The sequence below is a fragment of the Pseudomonas sp. P42 genome (genome assembly GCF_017973755.1).
In the GTDB taxonomy this organism is placed as follows: domain Bacteria; phylum Pseudomonadota; class Gammaproteobacteria; order Pseudomonadales; family Pseudomonadaceae; genus Aquipseudomonas; species Aquipseudomonas iridis.
In genome coordinates this window covers 118,274-139,055 of the sequence record NZ_JACOPU010000002.1, presented here as the reverse complement: position 1 = coordinate 139,055, position 20,782 = coordinate 118,274, and the positions used below count along the sequence as shown (strand labels likewise).

General features: G+C 60.4%; 16 protein-coding genes. 7 read left to right on the top strand and 9 right to left on the bottom strand.

Translation table 11 applies throughout. The features are described from left to right. Nucleotides 1–160: 160 nt before the first annotated feature. The 7 genes from H8B20_RS05560 (at nucleotide 161) to H8B20_RS05530 (ending at nucleotide 10,111) form a co-directional block, all read left to right on the top strand. The gene (locus H8B20_RS05560; RefSeq protein ID WP_210622583.1) at nucleotides 161–1,321 is read left to right on the top strand and encodes an efflux RND transporter periplasmic adaptor subunit; all 1,161 of its coding nucleotides are present in this window, start codon (nucleotides 161–163) and stop codon (nucleotides 1,319–1,321) included. Continuing rightward, nucleotides 1,318–4,419: a multidrug efflux RND transporter permease subunit gene (locus tag H8B20_RS05555; RefSeq protein ID WP_210622582.1), complete on the top strand. Its 3,102-nt coding sequence runs from the start codon at nucleotides 1,318–1,320 to the stop codon at nucleotides 4,417–4,419. The genes H8B20_RS05560 and H8B20_RS05555 overlap by 4 nt, the downstream gene beginning before the upstream one ends. 8 nt (nucleotides 4,420–4,427) lie before the next feature. After that, nucleotides 4,428–5,105: a heavy metal response regulator transcription factor gene (locus H8B20_RS05550; RefSeq protein WP_007916978.1), complete on the top strand. Its 678-nt coding sequence runs from the start codon at nucleotides 4,428–4,430 to the stop codon at nucleotides 5,103–5,105. Continuing rightward, nucleotides 5,095–6,459 carry a heavy metal sensor histidine kinase gene (locus H8B20_RS05545; RefSeq protein WP_210622581.1) on the top strand — a complete coding sequence of 455 codons (1,365 nt, stop codon included), beginning with the start codon at nucleotides 5,095–5,097 and terminating at the stop codon, nucleotides 6,457–6,459. The genes H8B20_RS05550 and H8B20_RS05545 overlap by 11 nt, the downstream gene beginning before the upstream one ends. Nucleotides 6,460–6,663: 204 nt before the next feature. Then, the gene (locus tag H8B20_RS05540; RefSeq protein WP_042560974.1) at nucleotides 6,664–6,885 is read left to right on the top strand and encodes a hypothetical protein; all 222 of its coding nucleotides are present in this window, start codon (nucleotides 6,664–6,666) and stop codon (nucleotides 6,883–6,885) included. 193 nt (nucleotides 6,886–7,078) lie between these two features. Continuing rightward, complete coding sequence (locus tag H8B20_RS05535) at nucleotides 7,079–8,395, top strand: OprD family porin (protein ID WP_210622580.1); 1,317 nt, start codon at nucleotides 7,079–7,081, stop codon at nucleotides 8,393–8,395. Nucleotides 8,396–8,602: 207 nt separating this feature from the next. Continuing rightward, nucleotides 8,603–10,111 carry a sensor domain-containing diguanylate cyclase gene (locus H8B20_RS05530; protein WP_210622579.1) on the top strand — a complete coding sequence of 503 codons (1,509 nt, stop codon included), beginning with the start codon at nucleotides 8,603–8,605 and terminating at the stop codon, nucleotides 10,109–10,111. Nucleotides 10,112–10,313: 202 nt separating this feature from the next. Here the strand turns inward: H8B20_RS05530 and lpxC are convergent, their stop codons facing one another. The 9 genes from lpxC to murD all read right to left on the bottom strand — a co-directional run bounded on the left by lpxC (nucleotide 10,314) and on the right by murD (nucleotide 20,777). Continuing rightward, nucleotides 10,314–11,225: a UDP-3-O-acyl-N-acetylglucosamine deacetylase gene (gene lpxC, locus H8B20_RS05525; RefSeq protein WP_007939852.1), complete on the bottom strand. Its 912-nt coding sequence runs from the start codon at nucleotides 11,223–11,225 to the stop codon at nucleotides 10,314–10,316. Between the two features lie 112 nt (nucleotides 11,226–11,337). Beyond that, a complete protein-coding gene (ftsZ, locus tag H8B20_RS05520; protein WP_042560977.1) occupies nucleotides 11,338–12,534 on the bottom strand; it encodes a cell division protein FtsZ in 1,197 nt (398 codons plus the stop codon). Nucleotides 12,535–12,601: 67 nt separating this feature from the next. Then, nucleotides 12,602–13,861 carry a cell division protein FtsA gene (gene ftsA, locus H8B20_RS05515; protein WP_047303071.1) on the bottom strand — a complete coding sequence of 420 codons (1,260 nt, stop codon included), beginning with the start codon at nucleotides 13,859–13,861 and terminating at the stop codon, nucleotides 12,602–12,604. Between the two features lie 15 nt (nucleotides 13,862–13,876). After that, nucleotides 13,877–14,743 carry a cell division protein FtsQ/DivIB gene (locus H8B20_RS05510; RefSeq protein WP_047303073.1) on the bottom strand — a complete coding sequence of 289 codons (867 nt, stop codon included), beginning with the start codon at nucleotides 14,741–14,743 and terminating at the stop codon, nucleotides 13,877–13,879. Nucleotides 14,744–14,747: 4 nt separating this feature from the next. Then, nucleotides 14,748–15,707, bottom strand: coding sequence for a D-alanine--D-alanine ligase (locus H8B20_RS05505; RefSeq protein WP_115148182.1), 960 nt, complete (start codon nucleotides 15,705–15,707; stop codon nucleotides 14,748–14,750). Next, on the bottom strand, nucleotides 15,704–17,164 hold the full coding sequence (murC, locus tag H8B20_RS05500; protein ID WP_210622578.1) for a UDP-N-acetylmuramate--L-alanine ligase: 1,461 nt from the start codon (nucleotides 17,162–17,164) through the stop codon (nucleotides 15,704–15,706). Before murC ends, H8B20_RS05505 begins: the two co-directional genes overlap by 4 nt. After that, a complete protein-coding gene (gene murG, locus H8B20_RS05495) occupies nucleotides 17,157–18,227 on the bottom strand; it encodes an undecaprenyldiphospho-muramoylpentapeptide beta-N-acetylglucosaminyltransferase (protein ID WP_115148181.1) in 1,071 nt (356 codons plus the stop codon). The genes murC and murG overlap by 8 nt, the downstream gene beginning before the upstream one ends. Then, entirely contained in the window at nucleotides 18,217–19,434 is a 1,218-nt protein-coding gene (gene ftsW, locus H8B20_RS05490) for a putative lipid II flippase FtsW (RefSeq protein WP_047303079.1), read from the bottom strand. Before ftsW ends, murG begins: the two co-directional genes overlap by 11 nt. Next, the gene (gene murD / locus H8B20_RS05485) at nucleotides 19,431–20,777 is read right to left on the bottom strand and encodes a UDP-N-acetylmuramoyl-L-alanine--D-glutamate ligase (protein WP_210622577.1); all 1,347 of its coding nucleotides are present in this window, start codon (nucleotides 20,775–20,777) and stop codon (nucleotides 19,431–19,433) included. Before murD ends, ftsW begins: the two co-directional genes overlap by 4 nt. Nucleotides 20,778–20,782: the final 5 nt, after the last annotated feature.

The window sequence follows — 20,782 nt, the reverse complement described above, 5'->3', positions numbered from 1 at the left end:
CCTGATCAGAAACGCGCATCGGCAGGCTTCGCTCAGGGATGGCTGTCCACGTAAGTCCGAAACTGACAGCCAGGACAGCTAGCCGTCACCCTCCTGACCCCCACACTGGTTTATAACCTACCCAATCTGCCCAAACTTCAAACCTCGGCGCCCAAAAAGCATGCGAATCCAAAAGCACAAAGCCCTGCTAGCCACCCTATTGATCGCCCTGGCTGCCGCAGGCCTGTGGTTTGCAACCCGACCTGCCCCTACCAAACTCGCCACCCCTACCGCCATCCCGGTGCGAGTGATCGCCGTCAGCGAAAAAGACGTCCCCCGCTACACCAGCGGCATCGGCTCGGTGCTGTCCCTGCACAGCGTGGTCATACGCCCCCAAATCGACGGTACCCTCACCAAAATCCTCGTCAAAGAAGGTCAACTGGTCAAAGCAGGCGACTTGCTCGCCACCATCGACGACCGCTCGATCCGCGCCAGCCTCGACCAGGCCCGCGCCCAACTCGGCGAGAGTCAGGCCCAACTGCAAGTCGCCCAGGTCAACCTCAAACGCTACAAACTGCTCAGCGTCGATGACGGGGTTTCCAAGCAGACCTACGACCAGCAACAGGCCTTGGTCAACCAACTGAAGGCCAGTGCCCAAGGCAACCAGGCCTCGATTGATGCAGCGCAGGTACAACTTTCCTACACGCAGATTCGCTCCCCGGTCACTGGCCGCGTCGGTATTCGCACAGTCGATGAGGGCAACTTCCTGCGCATGACCGACACCCAGGGCCTGTTCACAGTCACCCAGATCGACCCGATTGCCGTGGAGTTCTCCCTGCCACAACAAATGCTGCCGACCCTGCAAGGCCTGATCAACGACCCGCAACACGCACAGGTCAAGGCTTACATCGGCGCCGACACCGACGGCGAAACCGGCAACCTGCTAGGCGAAGGTCACCTGACCCTGATCGACAACCAGATCAACGCCAACACCGGCACCATCCGCGCCAAAGCCGAATTCGCCAATGCCAGCCAGAAGCTCTGGCCGGGCCTGCTGGTGACGGTAAAAATTCAGACGGCCCTCGACAAAGGTGCGCTGGTCGTACCCCCCACCGTCGTACAACGCGGTCTCGACCAACACTTCGTTTACCGAGTGAACGGCGACAAGGTTGAAGCCGTGCAAGTGCAGATGGTTTATCAGGGCAGCGGTCAGGACATCATCAAAGGCGTGAAGGCCGGTGACGTGCTGGTGACCGATGGCCAGTCACGGCTCAAACCCGGTTCGACGGTGCAAGTCATGACCGAGCCGCCACAAGTGGTGCAGGCGGAGCCGAAACCATGAAGGCGCACAAAGGGGTTTCGACGTGGTGCATTGATCACCCGGTGGCGACCATTTTGCTGACCCTCGCACTGGTGCTGGTCGGCATCATTGCCTTCCCGCGCTTGCCAATTGCCCCACTGCCGGAAGCGGAATTTCCTACGATTCAGGTGTCCGCGAAATTGCCCGGCGCCAACCCCGACACCATGGCCTCGTCCGTGGCCACGCCGCTGGAGGTGCAATTCAGCGCCATTCCCGGCATGACCCAGATGACTTCCAGCAGTGCCTTGGGCTCAACCCTGCTGACCCTGCAGTTCAGCCTCGACAAAAGCATCGACACGGCCGCGCAGGAAGTTCAGGCGGCGATCAACACCGCCGCCGGCAAGCTGCCCAAGGACATGCCGACGCTGCCGACCTGGAGGAAGGTCAACCCGGCCGACAGCCCTGTGCTGATCCTGAGTGTCAGCTCGACGCAGATGCCTGGCACCGAACTCAGCGATCTGGTGGAAACCCTGCTGGCGCGTCAGATCAGTCAGATCGACGGTGTAGGCCAAATCAACATTACAGGTCAGCAACGTCCGGCGATTCGCGTTCAGGCTTCGGCGGATAAACTCGCGGCCATCGGTCTGACCCTCGCCGACATTCGTCTGGCGATTCAGCAAACCAGCCTCAACCTGGCCAAAGGTGCGCTGTACGGTGAGTCGAGTATTTCCACGCTGTCGACCAACGACCAGTTATTCCATCCCGAGGAATACAGCCAACTCATCGTTTCCTACAAGGATGGCGCCCCGGTTCACCTAAGAGATGTCGCCAACGTTGTTAACGGTTCGGAAGATGATTATGTGCAAGCGTGGGCGGGTGATCGACCGGGGGTAAACCTGGTGATCTCGCGCCAGCCGGGCGCCAACATCGTCGAGACCGTGGACCGGATTCAAGCCGCCCTGCCCGGCCTCGAAGCGATGCTGCCGGCCTCTGTGCAGGTCGACGTTCTGATCGACCGCACTCAGACCATCCGCGCCTCGCTGCACGAGGTCGAGATCACTTTGTTGATCGCGATCCTGCTGGTGGTGGCGGTGATGGCGCTGTTTTTGCGTCAGTTGTCGGCGACGTTGATTGTCTCGGCAGTGCTCGGTGTGTCGCTGATCGCCAGCTTTGCGCTGATGTACATCCTCGGTTTCAGCCTGAACAACCTGACCCTGGTCGCCATCGTGGTGGCCGTGGGATTTGTGGTCGACGATGCGATCGTGGTGGTGGAAAACATTCACCGACACCTGGAGGCCGGCGACGATATGCGCGAGGCGGCAATCAAAGGCGCAGGCGAGATCGGCTTCACCGTGGTCTCGATCAGTTTCTCGCTGGTGGCGGCGTTTATTCCGCTGTTGTTCATGGGTGGCGTGGTCGGGCGACTGTTCAAGGAGTTTGCCCTGACCGCGACCTCGACCATCATGATTTCCGTGGTGGTTTCGCTGACGTTGGCGCCGACCCTTGCGGCGCTGTTCATGCGCAAACCGGTACATCACGCCCACGCGAAACCGGGCTTTAGTGAACGCTTGCTTGGCTGGTACGAGAAAGGCCTGCGCCGCGCCCTCGCCCACCAGAAATTGATGATCGGCGTGTTCGGCTTGTCCCTCGCATTGGCCGTCGCCGGCTACATCTTTATCCCCAAGGGTTTCTTCCCGGTGCAGGACACTGGCTTCGTGCTCGGTACGACTGAAGCCGCTGCGGACATTTCCTACGGCGACATGGTGAAAAAACACTTGGCCATGGCCGAAATCGTCGCCGCCGACCCGGCGGTGCAGGCGTTTTCCCACTCGGTGGGTGTTTCCGGCAGTAACCAGACCATCGCCAACGGACGCTTCTGGATCGCCCTGAAGAAACGCGGCGACCGTGACGTCAGCGCCAGCCAGTTCATCGACCGGATTCGTCCGCAACTGATGAAAGTCCCCGGCATCGTGCTCTACCTGCGTGCCGGCCAGGACATCAACCTCAGCTCCGGCCCAAGTCGCGCGCAGTACCAATACGTACTCAAGAGCAACGACGGCGCGACCCTCGCCACCTGGACCCAGCGCCTGACCGAAAAACTGCGCAGCAACCCGGCGTTTCGCGACATTTCCAACGACCTGCAACTGGGCGGCAGCATCACTCACATCAGCATCGACCGCAGCGCGGCGGCGCGTTTCGGCCTGACTGCCAGTGATGTCGACGAGGCGCTCTACGATGCGTTCGGCCAACGCCAGATCAATGAATTCCAGACTCAGGTCAACCAGTACAACGTGATTCTGGAGCTGGACACCCGGCAGCGCGGCAAGGCCGAAAGCCTCAACTATTTCTACCTGCGCTCGCCGCTGAGCGGGGAAATGGTGCCGCTGTCGGCGCTGGCCAGATTCGATGCACCGACCATTGGCCCACTGTCGATTGCCCATGACGGCATGTTTCCGGCCGCCAACATGTCGTTCAACCTGGCGCCCGGCGTGGCGCTGGGCGATGCGGTGATTTTACTCAATCAGGCCAAGGCCGAAATCGGCATGCCGACCGCGATCAGCGGCGACTTCCAGGGTGCGGCGCAGGCGTTCCAGAGTTCGCTGGCCAGTCAGCCGTGGCTGATTCTCGCGGCGCTGGTGGCGGTGTACATCATTCTCGGTGTGCTTTATGAGAGCTTCGTGCATCCGCTGACGATCATTTCGACCTTGCCGGCAGCGGGTTTGGGCGCGGTGATGATGTTGTGGATCTGCGGCCAGGATTTTTCGATCATGGCGCTGATCGGGCTGGTCTTGCTGATCGGCATTGTGAAGAAGAACGGCATCCTGATGATCGACTTCGCCCTCGAAGCCCAACGTCAACGCGGGATGTCACCAGATGATGCGATTTTCGAAGCGTGCATCACTCGGTTCCGGCCAATCATCATGACCACTCTCGCCGCGCTGCTCGGTGCCTTGCCGCTGATGCTCGGCTACGGCACCGGCGCCGAACTGCGCCAACCGCTGGGGATCGCGGTAGTGGGCGGCTTGCTGGTCAGCCAGATGCTGACGCTGTTTACCACGCCGGTCATATACTTGTGGCTTGAGCGACTTTTCCATAGACCCAAACCTGCGCCCGTACCGGCGTTGGCGACCACAGACTGAGGCGGGTCATGCGCGTTCTGATTATCGAAGACGAGGAAAAAACCGCGGACTATCTGCACCGCGGTCTGACGGAACAGGGTTACACCGTGGACCTGGCCCGCGACGGCGTCGAAGGCCTGCACCTGGCGCTGGAAAGCGACTACGCGGTGATCGTCCTCGACGTCATGTTGCCGGGCCTCGACGGCTTCGGCGTGCTGCGTGCATTGCGTGCGCGCAAGCAAACCCCGGTGATCATGCTCACCGCCCGCGAGCGGGTTGAAGACCGGATCAAGGGCTTGCGCGACGGTGCCGATGATTACCTCGGCAAACCGTTTTCCTTCCTCGAACTGGTCGCGCGTCTGCAAGCGCTGACCCGGCGCAGTGGCGGGCATGAGCCGGTGCAGGTGAGCATCGCCGACCTGTGGATAGACCTGATCAGCCGCAAGGCGACTCGCGCCGGCACGCGCCTGGACCTGACCGCCAAGGAGTTCTCGTTGCTCAGTGTCCTCGCCCGCCGCCAGGGTGAAATCCTCTCGAAAACCGCCATCGCCGAAATGGTCTGGGACATCAATTTCGACAGCGATGCCAACGTCGTCGAGGTGGCGATCAAACGCCTGCGCGCCAAGCTCGACGGACCGTTCGACGAGAAACTGCTGCACACCATTCGTGGCATGGGTTATGTGCTGGAGAGTCGTGGTGTCCAGTAATTCCATTGCCCTGCGCCTGAGCGGCATGTTCACGCTGGTGGCGCTGCTGGTGTTTCTGTTGATCGGCGGCGCGCTGTATCAGCAGGTCGATAAAGGTTTGGGCTTGTTACCGGAAGCCGAGCTGGATGCGCGGTACAGCGTGCTCGAATCGGCACTCAATCGCTTCGGCACCCCGGAGCATTGGGTGAAGATCAACGCCAAGTTGAAACTGCTCGGCGAAGAGGACAAGCGCATTCGTTTCTGGGTGGTGAGTGGTGATCCGGGTTACGAATACGGTGCGCCGGATTCACGGATCCGCGCCTTCGCCCAGGGACCGCTGGGGATGCATGACTTGCAGCTGCCGGAGCGTGCTTATCCACTGAAAGTGCTGTTGACTGAATTGCCGGCCAAGGATCAGCGTCCGCCGCTGCGCTTTATGATCGGCATCGATACCGAGACCTTTCACCAGACCCAGCATCAGTTGCTGATCGCCTTGATCAGCCTGGCGATTGTCGGCGTGCTGCTGGCCTCGGCGCTGGGGTATTGGGTGGCGCGGATCGGCCTCAAGCCGCTGATCAAACTGTCCCACGAAGCCCAGCGCCTGACCCCGCCGCTGCGAGCCGGTCGCTTGCGATTGTCGCCATTGCCACCGGAGCTGGAACAGTTCGTCGACTCGTTCAACTCGACGCTGGAGCGGGTCGAAATGGCCTACTCGCGACTGGAGTCGTTCAACGCCGACGTGGCGCACGAACTGCGTTCGCCGCTGACCAATCTCATCGGCCAGACCCAGGTGGCATTGACGCGCGGCCGTTCAGCCGAGCATTACTTCGAAGTGCTGCAATCCAACCTCGAAGAGCTGGAGCGACTGCGTTCGATCATCAACGACATGCTGTTTCTGGCCAGTGCGGACCAGGGCAACAAGGCGAACAAACTGACGTCGGCATCGTTGGCCGATGAAGTGGCAACCACGCTGGAGTATCTGGATTTCATTCTCGAAGACGCGCAGGTTCAGGTGCAGGTCAGCGGCGATGCGCAGGTTCAGATCGAGGTCGCGCATTTGCGTCGGGCGTTGATCAATCTATTGAGCAACGCAGTGCAACACACCGGGCCGGGTCAGGTGATCGTGGTGCGAATTGAGGTAGAAGAACATCTAGTCAGCATCGGCGTAACCAACCCCGGTTCACCGATTGCCAGCGAGCATCTGCCACGGTTGTTCGAGCGCTTTTATCGGGTGGATGCCTCGCGCAGCAACAGTGGGAATAACCATGGGCTGGGGCTGGCGATCGTGAAAGCGATTGCGCTGATGCATGGCGGGGATGTGTTTGTGCGCAGTGATCGGGGGATGAATACCTTTGGGATTTGTTTGCCGGTTTGAAAAGCCCCCGATCTGCTCCCTTTCCCCCTCGCCCCCTTGGGGGAGAGGGCTGGGGTGAGGGGGGTAGCTCTTGGCATCACCGCAATCTTCAATTTTTACCTCCTGCGCAATAGTCATTTATGAAAATCACGCTGTTTCCCAAGCCCCGGCAACCTTATCTTTGCCCGCACCAAACAGCACTTGCCAAGCAAGAAGGTTTTCAAGATGTCCAACAGTATGGGTATTGCCAGCGCTTTCGTTTTGTCCTCATTGATCCTGTCGCCGATGGCGATGGCTGAAGAGTCCCAGGCGTTCGTTGCGCACAATAGCGCTCGGGCCCAGGCGTACGATCAGCATCAGACAGAAATGATGGCCAAGGCCAAAGACGCGACGCAGACACCTCAGGCTGCAGCAACCCAGGCTCAAGCCTCCGAGAAAGACAGCTGAGTCGCACATCGCTCCGTTTCCCTCGACGCGGTTGTTTGGCTCTTCCCGTTCAACCGTCGTCATTCCAGGCCGCTGCCTTTCAGCGGCCTTTTTTCGTTGTGGTCTGAAAGCTGTTTGGTGCGTCTTTTACAACAAGAAACATTTCGCGCCTCGCAACATTGAGGTGCCGTTGACCCAAGGAGCTTTACCGCACGTGCGTTACCCAGTCCGTTTCACTCCCCTGTTCATTGCAATTGCCGCAACGATTGCCCCCGCCGTTCACGCCGATGAGCCCGCGTCAGAAGGTTTTATCGAAGGCTCGAGCCTCAACCTCAACGCCCGCAACTACTACATGAATCGCAACCGTCTGCAGAAGGCGGACGACAACATCGAGTGGGGCCAGGGTTTTCTCGGGGTATTCCAGTCGGGCTACACCCAAGGCACAGTCGGTTTCGGCATTGATGCCCACGCCATGCTCGGGCTGAAACTCGACGGCGGTGGCGGCACGGACGGCTCCAGCATCCTGCCGATCAGCGATGGCAACGGCAAGGCACCGGGCTCGTTTTCAACAGCCGGCGGTACTTTGAAAATGCGTGCGTTCGACACCGAATTGAAGGCTGGTGACTTGTTCCTCACCAACCCGGTGATTGCCGGCGGCGACACGCGCATGCTGCCGCAGACGTTCCGTGGCGTCAGCCTGACCAACCACAGTTTCGATGGCTGGTTGATCGAAGGTGGCCAGGCCAGTTTCACCAAGCCTTACAACCAAAGTGGTCACCAGCGCATCGGCACTTCGTACGGCACGCTGGCCGAGGGTGACGAAAGCCGACACCTGAACTGGGCCGGTGTGGCCTGGAGCGGTGTCGAAGGCTTGACCAGCAGCCTGTATGCGTCCGAGCTCAAGGACATCTGGAACCAGTATTACTACGACCTGGATTACACCTGGCAGTTGAATGACCTGGTCAGCCTCAACCCGGGCCTGCACTTCTATCACACCCAGGACACCGGCGATGCGCTGCTCGGCAACATCGACAACAACACCTACAGCCTGCATTTCACCGTCGGCATCGGCAGCCATAGCGTCACCGCCGCTTACCAACGGGTGAACGGCAACACGCCATTCGACTACATCAGCCAGGGCGACAGCGTTTACCTCGACAACTCCCAGCAATACTCGGACTTCAACGGCCCGAACGAGCGTTCGTGGAAACTCAAGTACGCCTACGACTTTGCCGGTGTCGGCGTACCGGGGCTGACCTCGGCAGTGTCCTACTCGCGGGGGACGGTTGACATGACCAAGGCTGACCCGAGCAGCGTTGGGTATTCCAATTGGTACAGCGCCGACGGCCGCAACGCCAAGCATTGGGAACGCGATCTCGATTTGAAGTACGTCGTACAAAGCGGTCAGGCGAAAGACCTGGCGGTGCGCCTGCAGTGGGCCACCCATCGCGTTGGCAACGGTTATGGCGTAATTGATTCGGACACCGATGAATACCGCGTGATCGTCGACTACCCGATCAACGTCTTCTAAGATCGGCGCGACAAACACAGTCTAGAATTTAATGATGCACACTGTGGGAGCGAGCCTGCTCGCAAAAGCGGTCTTCCAATCGACATCCGGTTGAATGACACATCGCTTTCGCGAGCAGGCTCGCTCCCACATTGGGAATCGTTTCTGGCTTTGGCTGCTGTGTTTGTCCTACTACGCTTATAAGACTCCCCAACCGATAACCCCACCATGATCGCGAGCCGTACCCCACCTGTTACGGGCAAGACCGGACGCCCCGAGCGGCTATTGATTTTCGGCAGCCTGCTGAGCGTGATCGCGATCGTGTGCATTGTCACGTTCCTGTTGATTCGTGAGCACGCCAGCGCTCAGGAGTCAGGCACCCGCAGCGCCGCCACCATCGCCCAGTTGATCGACGCCGACGTACTGCGCACCGTCGAGTTGTACGACCTGACGCTGCAAGGCCTGATCGCCACGTCGCAGCGTGATGACCTGCGTGACCTGACCCCGCAGATCCGCCATCTGGCGCTGTTCGATCGCTCGGCCACTGCACGCTTCAAGGGCGATATCCTGTTGCTCGACAAGCTCGGCAATGTGGTTGCCGACTCATCGCAGCTCGTGCCGAAGCCGGGCAACTTCGCTGACCGCGATTACTTTCTCGCCCATGCTTTCAACCGCGATGTCGGCATGTTTATCAGCCGGCCGTTCAAGACCCGTTGCGACTGCGATGAGGCCAATCAATGGCGCCTCAGCTTCAGTCGACGTATTTCCTCGGACACCGGCGAGTTCGTCGGTGTGGCCGTGGCATCGTTGAAGCTCGACTACTTCGACCAATTATTCAACAGCCTCGACATCGGCAATGGCAGCACACTGAACATCATCGACAACGATGGCGTGTTGCTGGCGCAGAAGCCGTACCTGCAAAGCGACTCCGTCGGTAAAAGTTTCGGCAATCGACCCAATGTGGTGCGGATTCTGAACGACAGAAGTGGCAACGGCAGTTTTACCAGCACGTCGAGCATGGATTATCAGCAGCGCCTCTACACCTATTCACGGGTCGGTAACCTGCCACTGACGGTGATCGTCGCGTTGTCCAGCAACGAGGTGTTCGCCGCCTGGCGCCGCACTGCAATACTGATCAGTGGCGCCACCGGCGTGCTGTGCCTTGGCCTGCTCTGGCTGACGTGGCTGCTTGTCCGTGAACTGCGCCTGCGTCACCGGGCCGAACACGAACTGGCGCAATTGGCAGCCACCGATGCGCTTACCGGGGTGGCCAACCGGCGGATGCTCGATCAGTCGCTGCGCCATGAATGGTTTCGTGCCCAGCGCTCGGGCAAACCGCTGTCGGTGATGATGATCGACGCCGATCACTTCAAGGCGTTCAACGACCGGCATGGGCATCAGGCAGGGGATGGGGTATTGCGCGAATTGGCCAAAGTGATCACGGCGAATGTGCGACGACCGACGGACCTGGTGGCGCGTTACGGCGGCGAGGAGTTTTCGGTGATTCTTGCCGAGACCGACAGTGCGGGCGCGCAGCAGATTGCCGAGCATATAAGGGTGGCGGTGGAACAATTGCCGTTGGTCGCAGGGGCTGAGTCGCCGATGACGGTGAGTATCGGCATCGCTTCGTGGACGACGGCGAGCGAAATGACGCTGGAGCAGTTGCTGTTCGCGGCGGACAAGGCGTTGTATCAGGCCAAGGAAGGTGGGCGCAATCGGGTGGTGGTGGCTGCCTGACAGGTGGAGTGGCCTCACCGGCCCTATCGCTGGCAAGCCAGCTCCCACAGGTTTATGGGTGAGACACAAATTTCCGGCACACCTCAAATCCTTGTGGGAGCTGGCTTGCCAGCGATGAGGCCTGCTCAGGCAACACAAAAACACCAGGCATAAAAAAAGGCCATCCGAGGATGGCCTTCAAAAAACTAGAGAGGTTTTTTACTTACACCGCCGCAACAGGGCGCATGTAAGAGATTGGTGCGGTACTGGCGTCTTCGAACGTCACCACTTCCCAGGCATCTGTCTGCTCAATCAATTTGCGCAGCAGCTGGTTGTTCAGTGCATGACCGGACTTGAAGCCCTTGAACTCACCAATCAGGCTATTGCCCAGCAGGTACAGATCGCCAATGGCATCGAGGATTTTGTGCTTCACGAATTCGTCTTCATAGCGAAGGCCGTCTTCGTTCAGTACGCCATCGGCATCGACCACGATAGCGTTTTCAACGCTGCCGCCGAGTGCGAGGTTGTGCTTGCGCAGGTACTCGATGTCACTCATGAAACCGAAAGTACGGGCGCGGCTGACTTCTTTTACGAACGAAGTGCTGGAAAAATCCACGCTTGCACTTTGGGTGCGGTCCCGGAAAACCGGGTGATCGAAATCGATCTCGAAGCTCACCTTGAACCCTTCGAAAGGGACGAAAGTGGCGCGCTTGTCGCCGTCTTCCACTGTCACTTCACGCAGGATGCGGATGAATTTCTTGGCGGCGTCCTGTTCTTCCAGGCCAGCCGATTGAATCAGGAATACGAAGGGTCCAGCGCTGCCATCCATGATCGGGACTTCGGACGCGGAGAGCTCGACGTAGGCGTTATCGATGCCTAGGCCAGCCATGGCCGAGAGCAAGTGCTCTACCGTGTCCACTTTGACGTCGCCGTTTACCAGCGTCGTCGACATAGTGGTTTCACCGACGTTTTCCGCGCGGGCAGGAATCTGCACCACAGGGTCGAGGTCAGCGCGACAAAACACAATGCCAGTGTCGACAGGCGCAGGCTTGAGGGTCAGATAGACCTTCTCACCGGAGTGCAGGCCTACACCTGTGGCACGGATAATATTTTTCAGTGTGCGTTGTTTAATCATGGCTTGGGCCGCTTCAGCGCAAATTGCGAACTGGTATCAACAAAGGCTGGCGATAATAGCAGACCGAGCCTTTGCTGAACACCAATCACCTTCATAGCCCTGATACATTCCATCAATCGGCCTGACGACGCAGGAAAGCCGGGATGTCCAGGTAGTCCAGGTCATCTTGCGGATTCATCTTCGCGGCAGCCGCAGCACCGGCCTGAGCCTGGTTGCGCATGACGGTCGGACGGTCCAGATCACGGTAGTTCACCGCGGGGGCTTCCTGACGGGACGGAGCAGGTTGCTGAACCTGAGAAGCCGCCATGGACGTGTGAACGGTGTTGTCGATGACCTTGACAGGCTTCTCGATTTTCGCGCCCAGACCAGTGGCAACGACGGTGACGTGCAGCTCGTCACGCATGTCCGGATCGATAACGGTACCGACCTTGACCATGGCGTGTTCGGATGCGAAGGCTTCGATGATGCTACCCACGTCGGAGTACTCACCCAGGGACAGGTCAGGACCGGCGGTGATGTTCACCAGAATGCCGCGTGCGCCTTGCAGGTTCACGTCTTCGAGCAGCGGGTTGCGAATCGCCGCCTCGGTGGCTTCACGTGCACGGTTAGGACCGCTGGCGCAGCCAGTGCCCATCATCGCCATACCCATTTCGCTCATCACGGTACGTACGTCGGCGAAGTCGACGTTGATCATGCCCGGACGCTTGATGATGTCGGAGATACCGCGAACGGCACCGGCCAGTACATCGTCAGCCTTGGCGAAAGCCGACAGCAGGCTCGCGTCTTTACCGAGGATGGTCAGCAGCTTCTCGTTGGGAATGGTGATCAACGAGTCGACGCTTTCAGACAGCAGACGGATACCTTCGTCGGCGATCTGCATGCGCTTGCGGCCTTCGAACGGGAACGGACGAGTCACGACCGCAACGGTCAGAATACCCATTTCCTTGGCCACTTCGGCGATGATCGGCGCAGCACCGGTACCGGTACCACCGCCCATGCCCGTGGTGATGAACACCATGTTGGTGCCCTGCAGGACTTCGGCAATGCGCTCACGGTCTTCGAGAGCGGCCTGACGACCTACTTCAGGGTTGGCGCCCGCGCCGAGACCTTTGGTCACGCCGGTGCCCAGTTGCAGGATGGTCCGCGCGCCGATGGATTTCAGCGCTTGAGCATCAGTGTTGGCGCAGATGAATTCAACGCCTTCGATGTTGCTCTTGACCATGTGATTGACAGCGTTGCCGCCGCCACCGCCAACACCGATAACTTTGATTACCGGGCTTGCGGGGATGTTGTCTACGAGTTCGAACATTTTCCCTCTCCTTACATTCTCTAGTTTTTTCGCCTACTGCTGTTTGTTGCGGTGTTGCGGTAAATCTTTAGAAATTGCCCTGGACCCACTTTTTCAGTCGGTCGAGCAGCGGCGCCTGAGGCTCTTCGCTGCTGTAGCTGTCGCGGCTGCCGATGCCGGAGAACGAAACTCCGTCGGACTGCTTTTGCAGGCCGTACATCAACAAGCCAACGCCAGTGGAATAAATCGGGTTGCGCACCACGTCATCGAGGCCTTTCACACCGTGCGGGACACCGAGGCGTACCGGCATGTGGAAGATTTCTTCGGCCAGCTCGGTGGCGCCTTCCATCTTCGACGTACCGCCGGTCAGGACGATGCCGGCAGGGATCAGGTCTTCGTAGCCGCTGCGGCGCAGTTCGGCCTGGATCAGGGTGAACAGTTCGTCGTAACGCGGCTCGACCACTTCGGCCAGGGCCTGACGCGACAGTTCACGCGGGGGACGGTCGCCAACGCTTGGCACTTTGATGGTTTCGCCGGCGCCAGCCAGTTTGGCCAGGGCGCAGGCGTAACGGATCTTGATCTCTTCGGCGTACTGGGTCGGGGTGCGCAACGCCATGGCGATGTCGTTGGTCACCTGATCACCGGCAATCGGGATCACGGCCGTGTGGCGGATAGCGCCCTCGGTGAAGATCGCGATGTCGGTGGTACCGCCGCCGATGTCGACCAGGCACACGCCCAGCTCTTTCTCGTCATCGGTCAGCACCGAATACGCGGACGCCAGTTGCTCCAGAATGATGTCGTCGATTTCCAGACCGCAGCGGCGCACGCATTTTTCAATGTTCTGTGCGGCGTTGACGGCGCAGGTGACCACGTGAACCTTGGCTTCCAGACGTACGCCGGACATGCCCAGAGGTTCGCGAACGCCTTCCTGGTTATCGATCACGTAATCCTGCGGCAGGGTGTGCAGCACTCGCTGATCAGCCGGGATCGCCACAGCCTGGGCGGCGTCGAGCACACGCTCAAGGTCGGCCGAGCTGACTTCGCGATCACGAATCGCAACGATGCCGTGGGAGTTCAGGCTGCGGATGTGATTACCCGCCACGCCGACGAACGCCGAGTGAATGCGGCAGCCCGCCATCAGTTGGGCTTCTTCGATCGCGCGCTGGATCGATTGCACGGTGGACTCGATATTCACCACCACGCCTTTTTTCAGGCCGCGGGACGGATGTGTACCGATACCGACGATTTCCAGCGTGCCGTCGTCCGAGACCTCGCCTACCAGCGCCACCACCTTGGAGGTGCCGATATCCAGACCGACGATCATTTTGCCGCTTTGCACGTTTGCCATGGGTCCTGCCTCTTCTTAATTCTTTGCGACAGCGGGTTGGGCTGCCGTCGGCGCTACTGGTTCCCGCCAGCCAACAGCAAGGCCGTTGGCGTAGCGCAGATCGATGCGCGCAATGTTCGTAATCTGTTCTTTAAGCGTCTTGTCATAGATGGCGATAAAGCGGCGCATCTTTTCCACGAGGTTGCCACGTCCCAGCAGCAACTCGATGCCGGGGCCGGAACTGCCGGCACCGGTGGTCAGGAACCAGCTACCTCGCTCACGCAATTCCAGGCGTGCAATCGAGAAGCCCATAGGCCGGAGCATCTGGCTCAGCACCTGGTATTGCTGCATCACTTGCAGCTGAGCCCGTTGTGGGCCGAACAGTTGTGGCAGGTGTTCGTAGTTCGCCAGCTCCCTGGGCGTAAACGCCTGGCCCTGGTTGTTGAGCAATGACTCGTCGCCCCAACGCGCTATCGGCAGTTGCTCTTCGAGGCGGATCACCACTTGATCCGGCCACACCCGACGCACTTCGGCGTGGGCAATCCAGGGCATTTGCTCAAGCTCTTTGCGCATGCTGGCCAGGTCGATGGTGAAGAAGCTCGACGCGACGAACGGGGCGATTCGCTGCTGCACCGCTTGCTGGCTGATGTAGCTCAGGTCGCCCTGCACGGCGATTTTGGCGATCGGCCGGTCGGCGTAAGGCAGCAACCGCTGCGCACCTTCGTAAGTACCGAACCCGAGCACCACCAGCAGCACTGGCCAGAACAGGCTTTTCACAAAACCGAAGTTGGCTTTTGGCAGGCGCGCGGACATCGGCTCTTTGGCCACCATTCGGCTGGCACCCCGCGGCACCGGCTTGCGGCCGGGTGCGGGTGGCTGATGTCTGAGCTGTGCGCCTTGCATCGTCTTAACCTCGCGCCTCTTCTACGCTGGCAGCCAGAATGGCCAGTACCAGTTGCTGGAAATCCAGACCGGCAGCACGGGCCGCCATCGGCACCAGACTGTGATCGGTCATGCCCGGTGCGGTGTTCACTTCCAGGAACCAGAACTGCCCGTCGGCGTCCTGCATCACATCTGCCCTGCCCCAACCGGCGATACCCAGCGCCTCACAGGCCTTGGCCGTGAGATCCATGAGTTCTTTTTCCTTGGCGGCATCCAGCCCGCACGGAATGCGGTACTGGGTATCGTTGGCGATGTACTTGGCGTCGTAGTCGTAGAACGTGTGCGGTGTACCCAGGGCGATTGGAGGCAACACCTGGTCACGCAGGGTGGCGATGGTGAACTCCGGACCTTGAATCCATTGCTCGACCAACACTTGCGAATCGTAGGTACTGGCCGCTTTCCATGCGTCGATCAACTCGGACGCAGAACTCACTTTGGCCATCCCGATACTTGAACCTTCATGCGCCGGTTTGACGATCAAAGGGAAGCCCAGTTCCGTCGCTGCCGAAATACAATCGGCTTCGCTGCACAGCACGGCGTGACGCGGCGTCGGAATCCCGAGGCTGTGCCAGACCTGCTTGGTGCGCAGTTTGTCCATCGCCAGTGCCGAAGCCAGAATGCCGCTGCCGGTGTATGGAATGCCGGCGACCTCAAGCAGGCCCTGCATGGAGCCGTCTTCACCGCCACGACCGTGGAGAATGATGAAGGCGCGGTCGATTTTTTCGCTCAGCAGACGCTGCAGAATATCGTCGCCGACGTCGATGCCGAACGCGTCCACGCCAGCGCTCTGCAGCGCCTCGAGCACGGCGTTACCGGATTTCAACGAAACCTCACGCTCGGCACTCAGGCCACCGAACAGCACGGCGACACGGCCGAAGTCTTTCGGCGCGATGGTGGAGAACAGATTGGCGTAGGCAGCAGTCATTTCAACTTCCCCTCGACCGGCGCGGCCACGGCGCCAGCGAACAATTCACTTTTCAACAGCTTCGGCGCGAGACCACCGATATCACCAGCGCCCTGGCACAGCAGGATGTCGCCGGCGCGCAACAGCGGCTTGACCAGCGGCGCCAGATCGACGCCACGCTCGATGTAGATCGGGTCGAGCGCACCGCGCTGCCGAATGCTGTTGCACAGCTTGCGGCTGTCGGCGCCCGGGATCGGTTCTTCACCGGCCGGATAGACTTCCATCAGCAGCAACACATTGGCGTCAGCCAGCACATTGACGAAGTCGTCGTACAGATCGCGGGTGCGGCTGTAGCGGTGCGGCTGGTAAACCATCACCAGACGGCGCTCCGGCCAACCACCCCGCACGGCTTTGATCACGGCCGCGACTTCGGTCGGATGGTGGCCGTAGTCGTCGACCAGCATCACGCTGCCGCCGTCCATCGGCAGTTCGCCGTAGACCTGAAAACGTCGACCGACACCCTGGAAGCCCGACAGGCCCTGAACGATGGCTTCATCGCTGACGCCCTCGTCGGTGGCGATGCAGATGGTTGCCAGCGAATTGAGCACGTTATGGTTGCCCGGCATGTTCACCGAGACATCCAGCGGCTCGCGATCAGGGCGCAGCACGGTGAAGAAGGTCTGCATGCCTTGCTGACGAACGTTGATCGCACGAATGTCGGCGTCTTCACTGAAGCCGTAAGTCACGGTTGGACGTTTGACCAGTGGCAGGATTTCGCGCACTACCGGGTCGTCCAGGCACATCACCGCCAAACCGTAGAACGGCAGGTTGTGCAGGAATTCGACGAAGGTTTTCTTCAGTTTGTTGAAGTCACCGCCGTAGGTCGCCATGTGATCGGCGTCGATGTTGGTGACCACGGCCACCAGCGGCTGCAAGTGCAGGAAGCTCGCGTCGCTTTCATCGGCTTCGGCGATCAGGTAACGACTGGTGCCGAGTTGCGCGTTGGTGCCGGCAGCGTTCAGACGCCCACCGATAACGAACGTCGGATCAAGACCACCGGCGGCGAACACGGAAGCAATCAGGCTGGTCGTGGTGGTTTTACCGTGGGTACCGGCAACGGCGATGCCGTGGCGATAGCGCATCAGCTCAGCCAGCATTTCGGCACGCGGCACCACCGGGATGCGGCGTTCCAGTGCAGTCGCCACTTCCGGGTTGGAGGTATTGACGGCGCTCGACACCACCAGCACATCGGCGGCGGCAGCGTTCTCGGCACGGTGGCCGATGAAGATCTTGGCGCCGAACGATTCCAGACGCTCGGTGACCGGCGAGGCTTTCAGGTCGGAACCGGACACTTCATAGCCCAGGTTCAACAACACTTCGGCGATGCCGCACATGCCCACGCCGCCGATACCGACGAAGTGGATGCGACGGATGCGGCGCATTTCCGGTTGCGGCATGGCTTTCTGATTCTCAACCATGGACCACCTCCAGACAGGTATCGACCACGCTACGGGTGGCATCGGGTTTCGCCAGACGGCGGGCCGCTTGGGCCATTTCTTCGAGTCGTTGCGGTTGCATCAAGACCTCTGTCAGGCGCGCGGCAAGGTCCGCGGCACCAGTCGTTCTTTGCGGCATCAGGAAGGCAGCGCCTTCACGGGCCAAATAATCGGCGTTGCGGGTCTGGTGATCGTCGATCGCGTGGGGCAAAGGCACCAGCATCGAGGGCAGACCGGCGGCAGCCAGCTCACTGATGGTCAACGCGCCTGCACGGCACACCACCAGGTCAGCCCAGCCATAGGCCTGGGCCATGTCTTTGATGAACGGCTGCACCTGCGCTTCCACGCCGGCGGCGCGGTAGCGCTCTGCAGTCACTTCATCGTGGTTTTTGCCGGCCTGATGGAACACTTCCGGACGCAAATCGGCAGCGACTTGCGCCAGCGCTTCAGGCAGCAACTTGTTCAACGGCTCTGCGCCAAGGCTTCCGCCCAGGATCAGCAAACGCGCTTTGCGACCGGCCAGAGCAGGTCGCGGTGTTTCGAGGAACAGCTCGCTGCGCACCGGGTTACCGGTGGTACGGCGGCTGTCCGACAGAGTAAAGGTGTCGGGGAACGCTTCACACACTCGGGCGGCGAACGGCACAAGCAACCGATTGGCGGTGCCGGCGACGGCGTTCTGCTCGTGAACGATCACCGGCACACCGGCCAGTTTCGCCGCGAGACCGCCGGGGCCGGTCACGTAACCACCAAAGCCGACCACACACACCGGACGCAGCCGACGAATGATCGCCCGCGCCTGCCAGACCGATTTGAGCAGCATGAACGGCGCCTTGAGCAGCGACAGTTTGCCCTTGCCGCGCAGGCCACTGGCGTTGATGCGGTGCAGTTCCAGCCCTGCGGCCGGTACCAGCTCGTTCTCGATCCCGCGTGGCGTGCCGAGCCAGTGCACGGTGTAGCCGCGCGCCTGAAACTCGCGGGCACAGGCCAGCGCCGGGAATACGTGGCCGCCGGTTCCGCCGGCCATGATCAATACGTTAGCGCCCATGATTCGGCTCCTCGGCGAAGTCGCTCTCATGGAATTCCATCTCTTCACTGCCCAAATGGGTTCGACTCTCCCACTCGATCCTCAGCAACAGGCCAAGGCAGGCACAGCAGATCACCAGCGAGCTGCCCCCGTAACTGAGGAACGGCAAGGTCAGCCCCTTGGTTGGCAGCAGACCGACGTTCACACCGATGTTGATCAGGAACTGACCAATCCACAGGAATGACAGGCCGTATGCCACATAAGCAGCGAAGAACTGCTTGGCTTTCTCGGCCCACAGACCGATGTACATGCCGCGGATACACACGAAGACGAACAGGGCCACGGTGCACAGCGAACCCACCGCGCCAAGCTCTTCGGCGAGTACCGAGAACACGAAGTCGGTGTGCGCTTCCGGCAGGTAAAACTGCTTTTGCACGCTGTTGCCCAGGCCCACGCCCAGCCATTCACCACGACCGAACGCGATCAGCGCTTGCGACAACTGATAACCGGCGCCGAACTGGTCGGCCCACGGGTCGGCGAAGTTGGTCAGACGCGCCATCCGGTAGGGCTGCATCTGAATCAGCAGGACCACGGCCCCGACCGCCAGCACCACCATCAGCGAGAAGCGGAACAAGCCGACCCCGCCAAGGAACAGCATCGCCGCCGCAGCCCCCATCATTACGACGGTGGCACCGAAGTCCGGCTCCATCAGCAACAGGCCGGCCATTGGCAGCAGCACGATGAACGGCTTGAAGAAACCCATCCAGCTCTCGCGCACTTCCTTCTGGCGACGCACCAGATAGCCGGCGAGGTAAATCACCACGAATACCTTGGCGATCTCCGACGGCTGCACGTTGAAGAAGCTGAAACCGATCCAGCGCATCGAACCGTTAACCTCACGGCCGATCCCCGGGATGATCACCATGATCAGCAGGCCGAACGCACCCAGCAGCATCAACCAGCCAAGGCGTTGCCAGGTGGCGATCGGAATCATCATGGTGATGATGCACGCGCCCAATCCCAGCACCACATAGATAAGGTGGCGGATCATGTAATACAGCGGACTGCCCGACTGCGCGGCTGCCACTTCGGTGGAGGCCGACGCGATCATGATCAGGCCCAGGCCGAGCAGCGCCAGGCAACCGGCGAGCATCGGGAAGTCGAGATCGATGCCGCGCCCGGTAATCAGCGGCGACGGGTACGGCTTGATGATATTTCTCAGGTTCATGCCAATTCCTCCACGGCGCGGACGAACTGGTGACCACGGTCTTCATAATTCTTGAACATGTCGAAACTGGCACAGGCCGGCGACAGCAGCACCACATCACCCGGTTGGGCGGCGGCGCGGCATTGCGCGACAGCATCAACCAGGGAGGTTGCGCGAATCAGTGGCACGCCATCGCCGATGGCCGCGCCGATCTTGTCGGAGTCGCGGCCCATCAGGATCACGGCGCGGCAGTTGGCTGCCACCGGATCACGCAGGTCGTTGAACTCGGCACCTTTGCCATCACCACCGGCGATCAGAATGACCTTGCCGTCGATGTCCGCACCCAGGCCTTCGATGGCCGCCAGTGCGGCGCCAACGTTGGTGGCTTTGGAATCGTTGTAGTAAGCGACACCGTCCAGATCACGCACCCACTGGCAGCGATGTTCGAGACCGGCGAAGGTGCGCAGGGCCGCAAGCATCGCGTCGAATGGCAGGCCGACCGCATGGCCGAGTGCCAGCGCCGCCAGTGCGTTGGACTGGTTGTGCGCACCACGAATTTTCAGCTCACGGACCGGCATCAGGTTCTGGAATTCGAAGGCCAGATACTTCTCACCCTCTTCTTCGCGGATACCGAATGCCTTGAAATCAGGTTTGCTCAGGCCGAACGTCCAGCATGGCTGGCCCTCGCCCATCAGTGGACGGGTCAGTGCATCCTGACGGTTGACCACGAACTGCCTGGCACCACGGAAAATCCGATGCTTGGCCAGGTGGTACGCCGGCAGACCACTGTAGCGATCCATGTGGTCTTCACTGATGTTCAGCACGGTGGCCACTTCAGCGTTGAGCTGATCGGTGGTTTCCAGCTGAAAGCTCGACAGCTCCATCACGTACAACTCGACGTCGTCGCTGAGCAGATCCAGCGCCGGGGTACCGAGATTGCCGCCCACCGCCACACTTTTGCCGGCCGCAGCCGCCATCTCGCCGACCAGGGTGGTAACGGTGCTTTTCGCGTTGGAACCGCTGATGGCCACAATCGGCGCCTTCGCGTTACGCGCGAACAGCTCGATGTCACCGGACAGTTTCACGCCACGTGCCGCAGCGGCTTGCAGGGCCGGGGTCGCCAGCGCCAGGCCGGGGCTCACGTAGAGCTCGTCGGCACGGCAGAGGAATTCAACGTCCAGCTCGCCACAACGCACTTCCACGTGCGGATAGTCACGCTTGAGCGTGGCCAGTTCCGGTGGATTCTCCCGCGTATCGGCCACGGCAAACGACGTGCCCCGGTTCGCCAGGAAGCGAACCAGGGACATGCCGCTCTTGCCGAGGCCGACAACGATGCGGAAGTGGTCAGAAGCGATCAGAGACACTCGTT

Coding starts and splice junctions, on each gene's coding strand:
- H8B20_RS05550 (WP_007916978.1), top strand. CDS start 4,428: ATGCGCGTTCTGATTATCGAAGACGAGGAAAAAACCGCGGACTATCTG.
- ftsA (WP_047303071.1), bottom strand. CDS start 13,861: ATGGCAAACGTGCAAAGCGGCAAAATGATCGTCGGTCTGGATATCGGC.
- H8B20_RS05505 (WP_115148182.1), bottom strand. CDS start 15,707: ATGACTGCTGCCTACGCCAATCTGTTCTCCACCATCGCGCCGAAAGAC.
- H8B20_RS05540 (WP_042560974.1), top strand. CDS start 6,664: ATGTCCAACAGTATGGGTATTGCCAGCGCTTTCGTTTTGTCCTCATTG.
- murC (WP_210622578.1), bottom strand. CDS start 17,164: ATGGTTGAGAATCAGAAAGCCATGCCGCAACCGGAAATGCGCCGCATC.
- H8B20_RS05555 (WP_210622582.1), top strand. CDS start 1,318: ATGAAGGCGCACAAAGGGGTTTCGACGTGGTGCATTGATCACCCGGTG.
- ftsW (WP_047303079.1), bottom strand. CDS start 19,434: ATGAACCTGAGAAATATCATCAAGCCGTACCCGTCGCCGCTGATTACC.
- H8B20_RS05530 (WP_210622579.1), top strand. CDS start 8,603: ATGATCGCGAGCCGTACCCCACCTGTTACGGGCAAGACCGGACGCCCC.
- murG (WP_115148181.1), bottom strand. CDS start 18,227: ATGGGCGCTAACGTATTGATCATGGCCGGCGGAACCGGCGGCCACGTA.
- lpxC (WP_007939852.1), bottom strand. CDS start 11,225: ATGATTAAACAACGCACACTGAAAAATATTATCCGTGCCACAGGTGTA.
- ftsZ (WP_042560977.1), bottom strand. CDS start 12,534: ATGTTCGAACTCGTAGACAACATCCCCGCAAGCCCGGTAATCAAAGTT.
- H8B20_RS05510 (WP_047303073.1), bottom strand. CDS start 14,743: ATGCAAGGCGCACAGCTCAGACATCAGCCACCCGCACCCGGCCGCAAG.
- H8B20_RS05560 (WP_210622583.1), top strand. CDS start 161: ATGCGAATCCAAAAGCACAAAGCCCTGCTAGCCACCCTATTGATCGCC.